Annotated in this window: 14 protein-coding genes and 1 pseudogene; 4 read left to right on the top strand and 11 right to left on the bottom strand. The window is 48.3% G+C overall.

Annotated elements, in window-relative coordinates; all coding sequences use genetic code 11:
• Nucleotides 1–166 precede the first annotated feature (166 nt).
• Together K7P76_RS18530 and K7P76_RS18525 are read left to right on the top strand one after the other, a co-directional pair.
• Nucleotides 167–1,102: an Rpn family recombination-promoting nuclease/putative transposase gene (locus tag K7P76_RS18530; RefSeq protein ID WP_232186795.1), complete on the top strand. Its 936-nt coding sequence runs from the start codon at nt 167–169 to the stop codon at nt 1,100–1,102.
• Nucleotides 1,103–1,244: 142 nt separating this feature from the next.
• A pseudogene (locus tag K7P76_RS18525) lies at nt 1,245–1,358 on the top strand (IS6 family transposase); the annotation flags it as partial.
• A gap of 25 nt (nt 1,359–1,383) precedes the next feature.
• Here the strand turns inward: K7P76_RS18525 and K7P76_RS18520 are convergent.
• The 3 genes from K7P76_RS18520 to K7P76_RS18510 are packed head-to-tail and all read right to left on the bottom strand — an operon-like array spanning nt 1,384 to nt 4,236.
• The gene (locus tag K7P76_RS18520; protein WP_232186794.1) at nt 1,384–2,289 is read right to left on the bottom strand and encodes an AraC family transcriptional regulator; all 906 of its coding nucleotides are present in this window, start codon (nt 2,287–2,289) and stop codon (nt 1,384–1,386) included.
• 27 nt (nt 2,290–2,316) lie between these two features.
• Nucleotides 2,317–3,156 carry a Gfo/Idh/MocA family oxidoreductase gene (locus K7P76_RS18515; RefSeq protein WP_232186793.1) on the bottom strand — a complete coding sequence of 280 codons (840 nt, stop codon included), beginning with the start codon at nt 3,154–3,156 and terminating at the stop codon, nt 2,317–2,319.
• Between the two features lie 15 nt (nt 3,157–3,171).
• Complete coding sequence (locus K7P76_RS18510) at nt 3,172–4,236, bottom strand: Gfo/Idh/MocA family protein (RefSeq protein WP_232186792.1); 1,065 nt, start codon at nt 4,234–4,236, stop codon at nt 3,172–3,174.
• 394 nt (nt 4,237–4,630) lie between these two features.
• Between K7P76_RS18510 and K7P76_RS18505 the strand changes: the two genes are divergently transcribed.
• Nucleotides 4,631–5,695, top strand: coding sequence for a DUF6786 family protein (locus K7P76_RS18505; protein ID WP_232186791.1), 1,065 nt, complete (start codon nt 4,631–4,633; stop codon nt 5,693–5,695).
• Here the strand turns inward: K7P76_RS18505 and ald are convergent.
• From ald to K7P76_RS18465, 8 genes are all read right to left on the bottom strand, one after another.
• Complete coding sequence (gene ald / locus K7P76_RS18500) at nt 5,647–6,780, bottom strand: alanine dehydrogenase (RefSeq protein ID WP_232186790.1); 1,134 nt, start codon at nt 6,778–6,780, stop codon at nt 5,647–5,649. The genes K7P76_RS18505 and ald overlap by 49 nt on opposite strands.
• Before the next feature lie 144 nt (nt 6,781–6,924).
• Entirely contained in the window at nt 6,925–8,121 is a 1,197-nt protein-coding gene (locus tag K7P76_RS18495; protein WP_232186789.1) for a PucR family transcriptional regulator, read from the bottom strand.
• A 258-nt stretch (nt 8,122–8,379) separates the two neighbouring features.
• A complete protein-coding gene (locus tag K7P76_RS18490; RefSeq protein ID WP_232186788.1) occupies nt 8,380–11,010 on the bottom strand; it encodes a glucosidase family protein in 2,631 nt (876 codons plus the stop codon).
• A gap of 51 nt (nt 11,011–11,061) precedes the next feature.
• Nucleotides 11,062–12,072 carry a zinc-dependent alcohol dehydrogenase gene (locus K7P76_RS18485; RefSeq protein WP_232186787.1) on the bottom strand — a complete coding sequence of 337 codons (1,011 nt, stop codon included), beginning with the start codon at nt 12,070–12,072 and terminating at the stop codon, nt 11,062–11,064.
• Nucleotides 12,073–12,086: 14 nt separating this feature from the next.
• The gene (locus K7P76_RS18480; protein WP_232186786.1) at nt 12,087–13,208 is read right to left on the bottom strand and encodes a mandelate racemase/muconate lactonizing enzyme family protein; all 1,122 of its coding nucleotides are present in this window, start codon (nt 13,206–13,208) and stop codon (nt 12,087–12,089) included.
• Nucleotides 13,205–13,552 (bottom strand): cupin domain-containing protein, encoded by a 348-nt coding sequence (locus tag K7P76_RS18475; protein ID WP_232186785.1) that lies wholly within the window; start codon nt 13,550–13,552, stop codon nt 13,205–13,207. Before K7P76_RS18475 ends, K7P76_RS18480 begins: the two co-directional genes overlap by 4 nt.
• 15 nt (nt 13,553–13,567) lie before the next feature.
• A complete protein-coding gene (locus K7P76_RS18470; protein ID WP_232186784.1) occupies nt 13,568–14,344 on the bottom strand; it encodes an SDR family NAD(P)-dependent oxidoreductase in 777 nt (258 codons plus the stop codon).
• Between the two features lie 26 nt (nt 14,345–14,370).
• Nucleotides 14,371–15,078 carry a PIG-L deacetylase family protein gene (locus K7P76_RS18465; protein WP_232186783.1) on the bottom strand — a complete coding sequence of 236 codons (708 nt, stop codon included), beginning with the start codon at nt 15,076–15,078 and terminating at the stop codon, nt 14,371–14,373.
• 270 nt (nt 15,079–15,348) lie between these two features.
• On the opposite strand from K7P76_RS18465, the gene K7P76_RS18460 reads away from it, so the two are divergent.
• Nucleotides 15,349–16,017: a GntR family transcriptional regulator gene (locus K7P76_RS18460; protein ID WP_232186782.1), complete on the top strand. Its 669-nt coding sequence runs from the start codon at nt 15,349–15,351 to the stop codon at nt 16,015–16,017.
• Nucleotides 16,018–16,019 lie beyond the last annotated feature (2 nt).

The following is a 16,019-nucleotide window of genomic DNA, read 5'->3' as shown; positions in this document are numbered from 1 at the left end:
CCTGTTGTGAGATCATTGATGAAAAGGCTCGCGACTGCTATAATCGAAAGCGATAGCAATATTCGGACGTGAAGCACACGCCGCTTGTCTTGCCCTAACTCGGGCAGGATGAAGCGGCTTTTTCATGTTCTGAAAGCAACGAGCATGATATACTGAGGGGAGAACAATGATGATTGTACATCGACTAAAACCGAAAAATGACTTTTTATTTAAACGCCTATTTGGAGAAACGGAAAGCAAGCAACTGCTGATTTCATTGTTGAATGCTATTCTTCATCCTATAGACGAAAAAAAGATTATTGACGTGACGATCATTGAAAACAAAGAATTGGTCAAAGAGGTCATCGATGGCAAGAGCGGACGCCTTGATGTTCGCTGCGAAACGGCAGACCAAGAGCAAATCGATCTCGAAGTGCAAATTGAACGCGAGCATGCCATGGATAAACGCACCCTTTTCTATCTGGGAAAAATGTACGTCAGCTCCATTAAAGAGGGGCACGATTACGAGCTCTTAAAGAAAACAGTTGCCATAAATATTTTAGATTTCTCTTATTTACCGCTCATGCAATTCCACAGCACATTTCACTTATATGAAGATACCACACGGGATTTCATGCTGACGGACGTTCTGGAAGTCCATTTCCTCGAGTGTCCCAAATTTCGCAGTACGAAGCATGATTTGAATAATCCGCTCCACCGCTGGCTATTATTTCTAGATGAGAAGGTTACTAAACAACAATTAGAGGAGTTGATCGCGATGGATTCTACGATTAAGTCTGCAGAGGAACGCCTGCTTCGGTTAAGCAGCGACAAAGAGACGTTACGTCTGTACGAAGCCCGCGAGGAAGCGCTAATTGAGCATAACAGCGCTATGTCTGCCGCTAAACGGTCGGGAATGAAAAAGGGTATCGAGGAAGGCGAGCGAATAGGCTTGGAGAAAGGCATGGAGAAAGGCTTGCAGAAAGGTATCCAAGAAGGCTTGCGAGAAGGGAAACTTGAAACAGCTATGAACCTACTATCATTAGGTATAGACATTGAAGTGATTGAGAAAGCTACCGGATTATCCAAATCAGAAATCCTAAACGATAAAAATCGGAAATAACATCATCATAAATCGAACACACGAAGGGGCTGCCCCATAAGGTCTGATAAGACCTCAGGGGCAACTCCTCATCATTTATTTTACTAGTTTTTCAGCACAGAGATGGATTTTATAGGTCCCCATTTGCTCCCGCGGCCAAACGTTTTTCAAAAAAGCTCTGACTTCACCGCACAATCAATCGCCACGTGTGATCACGGTTGATAAAAACCCAGCATATCCTATCGAGGTTCAGCACTTGAAAGACGAGAAGTCAATGAATCAACATTACAGCGAACATTCATTTATTTTTCTTGGGCTTCATTCCGTCGCATCGCAGCATAGTAGGAAGGAGGATGCTCCATTATGCGTGAAAATGCTTTGCTGAAGGACTGAATCGTCTCATAATTAAGCGTCGCCGCGATTTCTGTGAGGGATATCCCCCCGTAGTTTATCATCTCCAGCGCTTTTTCCACTTTTTTAAGATTAATGTATCTCTGTAGAGTCATTCCCGTTTTATCCTTGAACGTATGCGACAAATACGTATAGCTGTACCCCAGATTTTCGGCGATCGATTTGATGCTTCTGAGCTGCAGCAGGTGATTGTCGATGTGACGCATAACCGTATAAACCGTAAAGCCAACCGAATGCGGCGATTTCTGCGGGCTGTATCTCCTTATCTTGCCCGTCTTCTCGGACAATGCCCGATAGGAAAGCACAATAATTTCCTCGAGATAACTTTTGATCAAAAGGTTAGAACACGGTTTTTGCATAAAAAATTCATCGATGCTGCGAAAAAAAGGAAGCATTAGGTTGTGAGCGTCTTTGGAATGGTAATACTGCGCCGATTGAAAGAAAGCTTGGATATCCGCGAACTGTTCTTCGGCCTCATCGTTAAACATAAAACCTAAATATACATAACGAAGGGTGCTGGAGGAATCCGTTTTGATTGAATGCACGTGACCGACGGCATTGTAAAATATATCGCCTTCACCGACTTTAACGCATTCATCGTCGATGAAGAAAAACCCGCTGCCGGACACGATATAGCTCAGTTCAAGACAAAACTGCCTGTGCGGAAGAACTTCATAGCCAGCTTCGCACCAAAGCTCGCCGATTTGGTATAAATCGATGCCGCCGAACTTCGACTCGCCCTTAGCAAATACATTGTCAAAGTGAAAATGACAACCCGCGTCTCCCTTGCCCTTCATCGTCTCACGCTTCTATCTTGTGTAAGTTTAATTCTGAGGCAGCTTTACCCATTGGAAAGGCGTTTGCATTGCTTTCAAGCCGTATTCGATGATCGTTATAATCGCGATCGTCTCTTTCGGATCGATCGTTGGCTTGCCTGTTTGAAAAAATTGTACCATGTTCTTGATGAATGCGGCGAAGAAATCCGATTCCGGCTTCAATAATACTGAATCGTTGCTTTGATAATTCAGAGTCAGACTAAACGTGCTGTTGGTATAATGATGGATCGCGGCTTGTCTGCCTCCCGAAAATTCGATTAGCAGCTCACTAGATACATTAGATCCAACGAACATGACCCGTTCCGTCTCGCTGCCCAAGAGGGAAACGATCGGCTCGATCTGGTGTATGGAATAGGTATCGTAATTCCCCGGACCTATGCTGCATATCCTATCAATTCCTTGCCGGTTCGCCGCTTCGTACTCGGCTGCAAATCGCAACGCCGAGGCCGAAAACAAAGGCGTCCCATGTTGATGAGCTGTCTCGAACAAGAGTTTCGCGGTTTTACGGTCAGGCGTGAACGTTTTGTCGACATAAGTGGGCTTACCGGATTGCAGAGCCAGCATCGCCAGCTCCTCATGAAGCTCCGGATGATCTGGAGAAAGCACGATCAAATAGTCGCTTTCCTTCACAACCGCTTCAATGGAATCGAGCAGCTCGATGCCTTTGTTTTTGCACCAGCTGGCATTGTCGACACCGTTCTCCGCATCCTTTTTACCGTAAGCGCATGTAACTTTCATCTCCCCGTTCGTCGCTTGCTCGATCCACGCCGGGTATTTGTTGGCATGCCATTCGTCGAGATAATAATCGATAAACCCTATTTTCTTCATTATCTTCTGCCTCCATCATTCAGAAATGACAATTTCCGATCTTTGTTCGGATGAATCATAAATCGCTTGAATGATCTTGGAAGAGAGAATGACCGTATCAATATGGGACGGAAGCTTTTCGCCCGTGCGAATACAGTCAATAAAGCTATCGATTTCATTTTGAAACATGTCGCCTGCTTTGTATTTAGCCGCTGTTTCCAGCAAAATTCCATTCTGCGCGCTGTATATTTTGAAATCGGCCCCGTACTGTAACCGGATGCCCGCCTTGTCGCCTAGGAAATCGATATACATCTCTTCTACTCCGATATTTTGCGCCCACGCCCCATTCAGAGAAATGGTCGGACCTTCTGTGCGAATCAAACCCGTTACGAAATCATCCACGTCATACGTGCCCGAATACTTGGGCGGTCCAGCCCACATGTTAAGGAATGCATAGTTCTTCATATCCCTCCCAAGCTTGCTGTATGCTTGTCCGGAAACCGTGCGTGGCTGCGGATCTCCCGAGCAGTACATAACGATATCGAGAAAATGAACACCCCAGTCGATTAGAACGCCGCCTCCGGCTATCGACTTTGTCGTAAAAGCACCGCCGAGCCCTGGAATGGAGCGCTGAGCTCGAAAACTGATGTACACATGGTAGAGCTCTCCCAGGTCGCCGTTATCAATCATTTCCTTAATTATATTTACTCCCTTATTAAAGCGGTTGACGACGCCGATATTGAGCACTTTGCCGGTTTCGTGCTGCACCTTCTGCATCTCCAGCGCCTCTGCATACGTTCTAGCAGCCGGTTTTTCGCAAAGCACGTGTTTGCCCGCCCGCAAGCAATCAATGGAAATCGACGAGTGAAGGTGATTCGGAGTGCAAATCGAGACTGCTTCAACCTCGGGGTCGCCCAAGATGACGTGATAATCTTCGATTGCTTCACCGCCTCCGTATTCAGTAACGGCCATGTCGGCTTTTTCCTTGAGAATATCGCAAAAATATTTAATTTCCGCATTCGGATTGGCCGCATATGCCTTGATATGGGCATTGCTGGCGATCGTTCCGCAGCCGATAACGGCCACTTTCATTTTGCTCATGATATTTACCTCCTCATTCCTTTCTTACACGTTAATTGTAGACGACTGCACAATATAAACAACATTCAAATTCGTCTTTGCACTTATCCCAATTTGTCTTTTTACTTCTGGCTATAGCCATGGGATGTTTTATTTAACATCCGATTTAGTAAGTCAATAAGTCGGAGTTTTTATATACAGAACACTGATAATAGTATAGATTTAGTACTCCTCGAAAAGGAAAACAGCGAAATCGGCTAACAACCATAGCCGATTTCGCTGCCTCTCTTTTTAACTTGTATAATTGTCAACAATCGATCGACATCAATCTTTTGTTGAACAACATCTTCATGTGTTCTATAATTACGATAATTATCTCTACTTTTCAACGATACAGAAAGAAGGAATTATTGTTATGGGGAATACGCTCCAATCACAATTGCAACAATCCGGCAATTCCTATGCCGTCCTGTCTAACTCGCAGGGGGGACAATTGATCATTCTGGAAAAGGGAGCGCGGGTGTTGGAGTTAAAGACTGCCGAAGAGGCAAGTTCCTCCGCATTCTGGCGTGACCCAAACGCTCTTCACAACGAGAACAATTGGAATTCGGGCGGCGATCGCACATGGATCAGCCCCGAATTGGAATATTTCATCGACGACTCCGGAAGCTACCATATTCCAGCTCAGTTGGATCCCGGGAACTGGAAGCTAACGCAGACCACCCAGTCTCTCGCGATTGCAAATATGTCCTGTGAACTGCAACACGCCTCTTCGTCCCAAACGATACAAGTAAACCTCGAAAAACGGTTTACGCTTCTGCCGAACCCGTTCCCTAGGAACAGCTCAGCGTTAACGCCAGATTCCTCGTCCGTTTCTTATATCGGATATGAAGTCCGTACAGATATGAATCTTACTCCGGTTAGTTCCAATTCAAAGCCCATGGACAGAACCGCCTCCCCCTCCGGCTTTTGCAATCTATGGAGCATCATGCAGGTACCGCCCGGTGGACAAATCATAGCTCCGACCTACGGTTCCATACGTCCTTTGACGATGTTCTCCCAAACGGAAAACATCGATATGGAATTGCTCCCTAATGGATTAAGATTACATTGCGAAGGCCAGAGCAGCTTTAAGCTTTCCATAGACGCCCTATCTTCAACGGGCAGATTCGGGTATTCACGCGTATTAGCCGACAAGAAAAGCAGTCTCGTCGTCCGCCAATTCAGCGTAAATCCTTCCGGCGTTTATCCGGACTATCCTTCTAATCGAAAAAATTACCTAGGTTCCTGCATGCAGTTCTACTTTGACGGGGGACAACTGGGTCACTTCGCGGAGCTTGAATATCATTCGCCCGCCCTTAGCATCGATCGTCCAGGCCATATGACGGACACCTCTCAGGTGTTCTATTTTGAAGGTCTCACGTCAGCTGTTCAGGACATAGCGAGAGTCATGCTCGGTATCTGTTCCAGCGGGACATAGTCCTCTCCCAAATCTTTAGCCACTGCTTCATAAGTAATCGAGCCCCCAGCTACGTTAACTCCGAGCTTAAGCGCAGGAATATCTTTAACCGCCTGCATAAATCCTTTATTGGCGATTTGCAGCGCATAGGGAATGGTTACGTTCGTTAATGCGATCGTAGAAGTTCGAGGAACTGCACCAGGCATGTTGGCCACGGAGTAATGGATGATTCCATGTTCTTCATAGGTCGGGTTGTCGTGGGTTGTCACTCTGTCGATGGTCTCAAAGATACCCCCTTGATCTATAGCAACATCCATAACTACAGAGCCGGTATTCATTGATCTTATCGTGTCTTCGGAAACGATCTTCGGCGCTTTCGCTCCTGGAATTAACACCGCTCCGATGCACAAGTCGGATTCGGAGACGGCTTCGGCAATATTGTATGGGTTAGAAATCAACGTGTTAACTTTTAGTCCGAATAGATCATCCAACTGGCGAAGCCGATCTGCGTTCATATCCAGAATGGTTACTTCCGCTCCCAGTCCCGTTGCGATCTTGGCGGCGTTCGTTCCAACAACTCCGCCGCCGATAATAGAAACCTTGCCTCGTTTTACTCCTGGCACGCCTCCCATAAGGATACCCTTTCCGCCATGGGGCTTTTCCAATAATTGAGCGCCGATTTGAACAGCCATCCGGCCGGCCACTTCGCTCATGGGAGTTAATAGAGGCAATGACCCTTTTAATTCAACCGTTTCGTATGCAATGGCCGTTACGCCTGTTTCCTTAAGCGCGCGAACCAATTCCGGATTGGCGGATAAGTGAAGGTAAGTAAACAGAATTAACCGATTCCGGAAATAGCCGTATTCGGAATTCACGGGCTCTTTTACTTTGATAATCATGTCAGCCTTGGACCAAACCTCTCCGGCATGCGCCGCAATCTGGGCTCCGGCTTCGCTGAAGTCCTCGTCCCTAAAACCGCTGCCTGCCCCTGCGTCCTTCTCAATGATCACTTTATGTCCTGCGCGCACGAAGGAAACGACGCCTGCCGGTGTGATGGCAACGCGGTTTTCGTTATTTTTAATTTCTTTCGGGACTCCGATAATCATGATAATTCCTCCTTAGATATAAGCTTCTATATCAAGTATAAGGAAGAAGTCTTCTTGCGAGTATGTTGGGAAACGAGAAAAAAACAGATACTCTTTGTGGTTTTAACGAGAGGGTGCAGCGAACTTATCCACTTTCATCTCCAGCTAACAGGTAACTTTTTGGTCCATATTATTCAGGTCAATTCCGCCAATCTCAGAAATTCTCTTTAACCGATAGTTGAGAGTATTGTCGTGAATATGTAGAAACTCGGCTGTTTCTTTCATTCGGCAATCATTGCTTAAATAAATTTCCAAGGTTCGCAGCAGATTGCCGTTATGTTCAAGATCATAGCTATACAGTTTTTGAAGGCACTCATTCTCATAACAATGGTCTCGCTTTTCCTTCAAGATGGCCGGTAACAATCTATAAAATCCGAGATCGGCATACCAATGAACGGAGTTCATTTCCTCGGGGAACTTCTCCTTTATTTGGATAACCGTTAAAGCTTCCTGATAGCTATGAATAGCCTTTGAATATTGTCCGTATACAGACCCGCAGCCTCTCGCCATGGGCTCCATGCCGAATCGAACCTTCATTTGTTCTAACGCTACGGCAATCATATCCGCAGACCGATTTGATTTCTTTTCCGGTGTTATGGCCTCGAGTAAAATAAGCAGGTCGTTGTTAAAAGTATGTAAGATCGCGTGGTTCTGCAATGAGGTAGTAATCAAATATTTTATCTGTTGAATTGTTTTTTCCGTAAAATCGGAAGCGAATTTCAATACATTCACGCGAAAAAGAGGAGGAAGCGACAGCCTGAGCCTCTCCGCCTGTTCGCTAATCTCCGTGTCCGATTTCATATGTCCCGTCAGAAGCTGCCAGAAAAAATTTTGATAATCCTGCTCTTCCCTTTTGTGTTTCATTTGCAGCTGCAGCAGTTTAGTTTTTGCTGCCTTGGCCGCTTTAATCAGCTGTTTGGCAGCTATATCGTCCAGTCTTTTTTCTTCTTCCAGCACCCAAATGTAACCCAGAATACTGTTATCTTTACGAATCGCTATAGCCAAACGGTCCCCGAGGCCAATTTCCTGTATGGCTGACACCCTCACAGGCTCATCGCTGTTCATCAACCTCTGGATCACTCCGTCACGCCATAACGTTTGAATGATTTTCGCCGGAACACGTCTTCCGATAATCGTGGAAATTCGTGCGGAATCCGTTTCCGTATCATGAGAACTGTATGAAATAAGCTTGTGATTCGCATCTTCGATCGTAACCGAACACTGCAAGGCTTCGCTTATCGTATCGGCTAACTCTTCCAAGCTTTCAAAGGTCCGTTCGAATGGTTCTTTATCATAATTCATGAAGCCTGGCCCCTTAAATGAATTGTAACGTCCAATCGTTGATGACCCGTATTCCGGCAACCGGAAAAGGATGCCTCCTAAAGCGCGGGCCTGTTGGTAGCAGGCTCACCGGAGACATCCTTTCATCATTTAACATGGTCATTGTATCAAAGTACGCGCCGGATGAGAAGATCCCCGGCATTTTTTATGCTAGATCGAAATTCAAAGAAAAGAAAAAAGACATACTCCAGGGATAGAATCATCCCTGGAGCGCTGTACTTAGAACAGTAACGTTACTTCCGCTTTCCCGGTAAAATGATCGATTCGAACGGATTCCTGCGAAGCGGAATAGGAACCGCCAACGATTTGAGCAGGAATTGCGCCATTAGGGTGCGGCAGCCGAATCGTAACGGTGTCCGGTTTTCTGTCCGATTCGCAGGTCACCCGAGCTACGATTACGCCTTGCTCCAATTTCGATTCAACATGCAAGGAGACAGATCCGAAGTAAGTCGCTACTTCATTCAGTTCAATGACCTTTCCGTTATCCAGCCACTTCCGGGGAATTCCTGGCAGCAGCTTCAGTTCGCGGCCTTCTTCCATATACAACATCCAACGTGTTTGCATGAGGAACCAGCCTTCCTCATGGGTCTTGTGCGGGCTTGCGTGCCAGTAGTGCTCCCAGAAGGTATAGGTGTCTCTATCCGCCAATCCGGCAAAACCGTTATAATAGGCCTTCAAGAACGGTTTGATTTCTCCGCGCTTGAGATGAACCCATGGATGAATGCTGTAATAAGGTTGACTTAAAGCCACGTTGCGGGTGCACATCAATTCAAGGTGGTAATTCAGCATAAATTCCGCTTCGGCTTCGTCCGGCTGAACGACCTCCTGAAGAACAAGGTACAACGGCCCAAGAAGCGAATCGCGTGCAACGACCGAGCCGTGCGTTAGCCATTTGCCCCCTTGAGCATATAGGGAGAGCGGGCCTCTGTGCTCGACCCATGGAGGAACTGTGGGGACCCAACTGCCGTCAGCGAGCGGCACAACCGGGGAACGCGCCATCGCCTCGAACAATCCTTGACGGATGTCCTCTTTCAAAGCCTCCGCCTCCGCACGAATTTGTTCGGAGCGTACCGGATCGCTTGAAGCCAGAATTTCCGCCAATCGGCTCATCCCCAGATAAGCATACCCATTCAGCATGAAAGAATGGAAAGGATCTTCCGGATCCGCCGTTTTTCCTTCCAGCATGCCGTATCCTTTGCCCCGCTGGTCCTCCGTTTTGTTGCGGCTGCGCCAATCCAAGAGATAATCGTACGCCTTCAACAAATTCCCCTTAATCCGATTCAACCAAACATCATTCCGGGTATACCGGTAATGCTCGCCGACGCTCCACAACGCGGCTCCCGTTTCCAGCATATATCCGCCGAAATTTTGAATAAATCCGTCCTCATGCTGCTTATCCAAGAAAAATTGCAGGGATCTCTCCGCCAAATCGCTCCAACCCATCGAATCCATAAATTGAATAATCGGCGAGCTCTCCGATCCGATAGCCGTATACACTCCGATTGTTGGAACGACCGTCCTATTCGGCTCCAAGCCGTAGGTTACGAGGTCGAGATGAAGCAGCCCCGCCTTGACCATCTCATCCACGCGCTTTTCCGGAAGTTTGATCGACGCTGCCCGGGAAAGCTTGTATAACCAGAATTCGCGGCACTCTTCCAGTCTGGATACGAACTGCTGTCGGATCAACCCTTCCGCTCGATTCCGCGTAATCGGCCGATGTGGCAAGTAAAATTCGAACGTTGCCGTCTCGCCGGGAGGGATAAGAATAGCTGTTTCTTCCTCTGAGAGGGGTTCCCCGTTTAATTTCGAAACGCAGCATACCCTGTCCTCCGAGAATTGAACAAAACCGCACCCGGCATCGAATACGTAATTCTTATCATTGTTCATCACATAGGCGTTGGGAATGACGTTCTTGAACCATGCATACCGCGGTACTCTCGCCTTATTAGTCGCAACTGCCCGAAAATAGAGCACCGTCTCCTCTTCACTGTTCAACTCTTGCGGCAACAATTGCTCCCTCTGCTTTAACTGCTCTTCGGTCAGCATATGTCCATGCCCGAATCCATCGGCCGCCAGATAATGGGTGCCTCTTAGGGTTTCAGCGTTTAACGGGCTACTCTCATAAGAGACGAAGGAAACCGTGTCATAGATGATATCGTTATCCTCGATGGAAGCATGAAGGATGGGGAGCGTTCCGTCTTCGAGCCTGCGGGTTACGCCATCCACACAGCCAATTCCCCTTCCGAGCATATAGCGGTAACAGACTGGTTTATTTTCGTTCTCGGGAAGCGTTACTTCATGACCATGAAATCTCGGTTGAATCCAATCCCATAACCGCTCTTCTCCGCCAACCCCGCGAAACCCCACACCGAAGATCCTCATATCGCGCGACAAACCAAGCCATGTTTGACACGCAAGCTCGCGAGTGTGGCTGGCTGCGTTATCATAGCTTTCTTCCGGCTCTGCTTCGATTTGCTGCAGATCGGTAAGAAGATTGTTAGCTCTAATCTCATTCTCGATCTGATCATAGGTCCGCGCATCCTCAGATCGGGTTACGGCGACCCCATATGCGGGTATATAAATCGGATACTTTTCACTCACATCGCGCAGAAAAAAGCTGAACGGACGTTCGGCCGCGTCAATGGTTACAAGGGTAGCAGCCGATCCTTTCGACTCTTCAAGATTAACGGTAACTTCCAGTCTAGTTTGCCCGCCGTCAGTGGAGAAACCTTCCTCGCTAAATTTGCCGTTTCCCCTTGTCACTGTCCCTCTTGATACACTTCCGTCAGTAACGGTTATGTTCCCCCGACTCGGCCCCTTCTTCCATTCTAAAGCGAAGCTTGCGGTCATTACATTCAATCCCTTCTGTATCACTTATTAATGGTTCATATACTTTCTTTATCAAGGACGGAGCATGATTTTCGCGATGGCTCCGGGTCCCGAAATTAATGTCTCGAAGCAAGCCTGCCCTTGCTCCAATGGCCGATGCTCTGTCCACGGCAGCAAATTAATATTTCCTTCCGCGATCCATTGCAATGCGGTTTCAAAATCGTTCGGCGCGTAAGCAAAAGCTCCTAACAGCTTTAACTCCTCGCGGATAATCGTATTAATAGGAAGGTTGCTGTCTGCCTCATGAAGACCGGTTAAGCCAATTCTCCCACCTCTACGGACGGACTCCACGCAACCTAGGCGAGTCGCTTGCAAGCCGACTGCATCCACAGCCGCATGAAAACCATCATTAGGCTTCAACTTGGCAATCTCCTCGGCTCCCTGCGCGGGAATACCCCCAAGCTCCGCGACGATTCGCAGTCTTTCGACGTTGAGATCGGCAACCACGATATCTCGTAAGCCCAACGTGCGGGCAGCAGCAAGGGCAAACAAACCGATTGGTCCCGCTCCCATAATAAGCAACCGGTCATCTGGATTTAAATTCAGCATTCTGCACAAATGAACAGCGCAAGCGAGCGGTTCCGTAAAGGCCGCTTGATCCATAGTGACGGAATCCGGAAGGAGGTAAATATTGTTCTCCGCGACGACGACATATTCCGCGAAAGCACCCGGCGCATGGGCGCCCAGCAGCTTCCGCCGTGAACAAAGCTGCTCGTTTCCACCTAGGCAGTCTACGCATTCACCGCAGGTTTCAAGAGGGTTCACGGTGACTCGGTCGCCTTTTCGATACTTAACCGCACCGTTGCCCGTCTTCGCAATAGTGCCGGCGAACTCGTGGCCCATAATAAGAGGCGGCTTGCGCAACGAATTATGACCCAGAAATCCGCCCAATTCGGAGCCACATATGCCTGCACGTTCAACATGTATAAGTACCTCGTTCTCGCCGGGTTCCGGCACTGGGACATTTCGAATGTTCATCGTCCACGGTCCTTCGTAGACGAGCGCTCGCATCGTTGCTGTCATGAGAACTCTCCTCCTCAGTTAACCCTGTAACGGTTTAGAATCGTTTCGTTTATATCAATGCCAAGACCCGGGCGATCGAGAGGGACCGTAACGTATCCGTCTTTGAATTCCACTTCCCGGCTGACCAAATCTCGCGCTAAAGGCGAATTAGAAATTGTGTATTCGATCATAAAGCCGTTCGGAATCGCAACCGCGAAATGCGTGCTGGCTGCAACTAGAATTCCGGTCTTAAAGGCATGCGGGACGACCTTCTTATGCCGGTCGTAAGCCAAATACGCGATTCTTTTCCCTTCGGTCAGTCCGCCAACCCTTGCCAAGTCTGGCTGGATAATGTCCAAATGCCCCTCGTCGAGCAGCCGCTGAAACGCCAACCTGCCGCTTTCCTGTTCCCCGCCGGCGATGGAAATCCGCGTCCGATCCGCAAGCTCGCGGTATCCTGCGATATCGTTGGAATGGACCGGTTCTTCCAGCCAGTACACACCGTATTTCTCGTAAATATCCGCCATCCGCAGAGCGCCTTTCAAATCCCAAGCGAGCCCGGCATCGATCATAATATCAATATCGTCGCCTACCGCTTCGCGAATCGCCTTGACTTGGGCCTCGTCGAATTTCGGATCCCGTCCAATTGGCCCCCATCCGAACTTCATCGCTTTATACCCCAGCTTTGCATTTTGCTCCGCCATGCGTACCGCTTCCTCGATCGTTTCCGGCATAAGCGCGCTGGCGTAGGCTTTCAGCTTCCGATTAAATACGCCGCCCATCATCTCGCAGACGGGACGGTTCATAGCTTTGCCGAAAATGTCCCACAGGGCAATGTCTACGCCGCTGATCGCATGCAACGCCGGTCCGGATCGGCCAAAATAAATCGTACCGCGATACATTTTGTCCCATAGTCGCTCTATTTCAATCGGATTTTCTCCGATCAGCAAACTGCGAAGGCCGACGGCGATGGAATGGGAAGCGGGAGCATCGACTACCGCTTTGGCTACCATTGGGGATGAATCAACCTCGCCCACTCCTACGATTCCTTCGTCCGTATGGATGCGGATGAGGAGCGTATCCTGCGTTCCATCGCATTGCGCAGCATCCAGATCCGGTATTCTCAAATATATCGCTTCAACTTCCGTAATCTTCATGATTTCATCTCCGTTTCTATGATTGCGGGCATCGTCGACAACAAATCTTCACGCAAAGGCGTGAACGTTTCCAGCACGAGAGAATCTTCAAGCGCCAGCACGGAATGAGGGATGTTGCCCGGTACGCAAACTTGATCCCCCGCCTCCGCTACAATTTCTTTGCCGTCTAGCAGCATTTTTATTTTTCCTTGGATTACGAAGCCAAGCTGCTCATGCGGATGAGCGTGCTCAGGCCCGAAGCCGCCTTGTTTGAATTCGATCAGCATGCTCATCATTTGCTTGCCGGGCGGTAAAATTTTACGGCGGATTTCCGGGTTAATCTGCTGCCACGCTTCTTGCGACATCTCTCAGATATCTCCTTAAAATGTAATAGACAAGCCGCCATCTACGGGTATAATTGCGCCTTGTATGTACGAGGATGCTTCTGAAGCGAGAAAAGCGATAACCGATGCGACCTCTTCGGCACTCCCTGCTCTAGCGAGCGGTATTCTTCGCTTCTCCACGTAGTCGTTCTTAAACCATTCCGTCTCTAACTCGTTGACTCCGCCGATGACCGACAGCCCCGTATCGATAAAGCCGGGTGCCACCCCGTTAACCCGAATTCCATATGGCGCTAGTTCAAATGCCGTGCAACGGGTTAATTGATCGAGCGCTCCTTTGGCAGCATTGTAATGACTGGACAGGTTCAATGCTCGATATCCATTGATCGAAGATACATTAATGATTGCTCCGCGGATCCCTTGATCCGTCATAGCGTTAGCCGCATATTTCGAACACCAATACGCTCCGTTGACGATCGTATCGAAGACAGCGCGCCAACGGTCCGTCGTTTCCCGTAAAAACTCGCTTTCGTAGAACATCGCCGCGTTATTGACCATTACATCGATGTGGCCCGTTTGCTCCGAAGCACGCTCGATCATATTCCGGACGTCCGCTTCATTGCTTATGTCTGTGCGAACAAACAGCGGTTGACCACCGAGCTTCTTTAACTCGTTCAAAGCTTGCGCCCCGCTCGACTCGCTGCGGCCGGCTATGACGATATTCGCCCCTTCCGTTGCGAATAGCTTCGCGGTTGCAAATCCGATACCCGTTGCCCCGCCAGTAACGATAACGCTTTGATTCTCAAATCGTCTCAATTCCAATCCCTCCTATTCGAATGAGGTCAGGGAAGCAAAGTCCCGGTAATGTTGCGCGGATAAGCTTTGGCTCTGATGAAACCTTCCGCATAACGCACCCCGCTCTGGATACCGCGAAAACGGGCGATGACTTCGATCATTTCCATGGCGTTGGAGCCATATTGATCCTTAAGCCAGTCGCCAACTTGGCTCTCGTGCTTGGCCAGCATCTTCTGCTTGAGCTCGAACGAATCCGTAATATCCACGTATTCCTCCGGCTGGAAGCCAAGTCCGGCAACGCTTTCGATGAAATAAACAATAGGGATTTTACCAAGCGGCGGACTTGCTGTCACAATGTTAGGAACGGTTGTCATAATCGCCACATCGTTAGCAACCCTGCCCGTAATCGTATGATCCGGATTGTACAGATCGTCCGGCCAATGGGTAAGCACTACATCGGCTCCGCTGGAACGCATGGCTTCAATGAAAGCTAATCTTGTTTCCTCCGTATCGAACAGGAACTCATCGCGGTAGCCCATCCAGATCAATTCCGCTCCGATGACCTCCGCAGCTACAATCGACTCTTGACGCCGAATTTCCGCAATCTCTTCTTTCGGATGCGTAGGCGAACCCACCTCTCCGTTTGTTGCGATTGCGATAGTCACCCGATCTCCGCGGGCGGCGTATTTGGCAAGCGTTCCACCGCACCAGATTTCGGCATCATCCGGATGCGCGCAGATGGCTAATACATTCATGCGGATTTTCCTCCTTCTACCTTTTTAGCCCTATCATACGTTCAGTTTTGAAGATTGTCAACAATCGATCGATCTCAATCATTTGTTGAATTTTTCGTATGAATTCATCGCCAAAGCGCTACAAAACGCGATCGATCTGCTCTGGTGATCCGTCGCACGATAATTGTCAACAATCTATTATAAACATTCATTTGTTGAATTGATGAGTTCATTCCTCTATACTAGTCCAATAAAGCATCTCGCTTACTGTTGTAAGCTAAGGAGACAATCATGACATCTTTCCATTTCAAGAATCAGGAGAACCTCTCTCTTCGTCAACGCGTTATGTCCGATATTCGAAATGCGATTATTCAAGGGCATCTTAAGCCCGGGGATAAACTTCGCGAGTTGGATATTTCGCAACAGATGGCAATTAGCCGCGGGCCCATTCGCGAAGCGTTAAGAGACTTGGAAGCTTTGGGGCTTGTCGTCAGCTCGCCTTATCGGGAAACGACTGTAGCGGATGTAAGCAAAGGCGAAGTCGTGGATTTATTGATCCCGATTCGTCTGCAGTTGGAGATCCATGCATTGAAGCAGAAACACTCCAACTGGAGCGAAACGATGTATCAGTCGCTAAGAGACATCATAGATATTATGAAATCGGCAGCCGACAACGGCGACTTGGCCTCTCTCGTCGAAGCAGACATTCGCTTTCACGAGATCGTTGTTTCATCAGAAGACTCGGCCTATACGCAACAAATCTGGTCAGGAATCGTAAACAGGCTTCGGTTGCATTTTATCAAGAATACGAAGCTATTCACGGATTTAGCCAGGGTGCCCGCCGAACATGAGGAGTTATTGATCGCGTTGCAGAACGAACCCTTTGATCGGATCGAGAAGCTCTGGACCCAGCATATTCTTCAGGATGATTGCCTGCTCTGCTTCCACGATGACAAATAAAA

The organism is Cohnella silvisoli, assembly GCF_021190915.1.
Lineage (GTDB): Bacteria > Bacillota > Bacilli > Paenibacillales > Paenibacillaceae > Cohnella > Cohnella silvisoli.
This window is presented reverse-complemented; position numbering and strand designations above follow the sequence as displayed.

Excerpts from the sequence above, each read along its gene's own strand:
- K7P76_RS18530 (WP_232186795.1), top strand. The coding sequence starts at position 167 with ATGATGATTGTACATCGACTAAAACCGAAAAATGACTTTTTATTTAAA.
- K7P76_RS18520 (WP_232186794.1), bottom strand. The coding sequence starts at position 2,289 with ATGAAGGGCAAGGGAGACGCGGGTTGTCATTTTCACTTTGACAATGTA.
- K7P76_RS18515 (WP_232186793.1), bottom strand. The coding sequence starts at position 3,156 with ATGAAGAAAATAGGGTTTATCGATTATTATCTCGACGAATGGCATGCC.
- K7P76_RS18510 (WP_232186792.1), bottom strand. The coding sequence starts at position 4,236 with ATGAGCAAAATGAAAGTGGCCGTTATCGGCTGCGGAACGATCGCCAGC.
- K7P76_RS18505 (WP_232186791.1), top strand. The coding sequence starts at position 4,631 with ATGGGGAATACGCTCCAATCACAATTGCAACAATCCGGCAATTCCTAT.
- ald (WP_232186790.1), bottom strand. The coding sequence starts at position 6,780 with ATGATTATCGGAGTCCCGAAAGAAATTAAAAATAACGAAAACCGCGTT.
- K7P76_RS18495 (WP_232186789.1), bottom strand. The coding sequence starts at position 8,121 with ATGAATTATGATAAAGAACCATTCGAACGGACCTTTGAAAGCTTGGAA.
- K7P76_RS18490 (WP_232186788.1), bottom strand. The coding sequence starts at position 11,010 with ATGACCGCAAGCTTCGCTTTAGAATGGAAGAAGGGGCCGAGTCGGGGG.
- K7P76_RS18485 (WP_232186787.1), bottom strand. The coding sequence starts at position 12,072 with ATGACAGCAACGATGCGAGCGCTCGTCTACGAAGGACCGTGGACGATG.
- K7P76_RS18480 (WP_232186786.1), bottom strand. The coding sequence starts at position 13,208 with ATGAAGATTACGGAAGTTGAAGCGATATATTTGAGAATACCGGATCTG.
- K7P76_RS18475 (WP_232186785.1), bottom strand. The coding sequence starts at position 13,552 with ATGTCGCAAGAAGCGTGGCAGCAGATTAACCCGGAAATCCGCCGTAAA.
- K7P76_RS18465 (WP_232186783.1), bottom strand. The coding sequence starts at position 15,078 with ATGAATGTATTAGCCATCTGCGCGCATCCGGATGATGCCGAAATCTGG.
- K7P76_RS18460 (WP_232186782.1), top strand. The coding sequence starts at position 15,349 with ATGACATCTTTCCATTTCAAGAATCAGGAGAACCTCTCTCTTCGTCAA.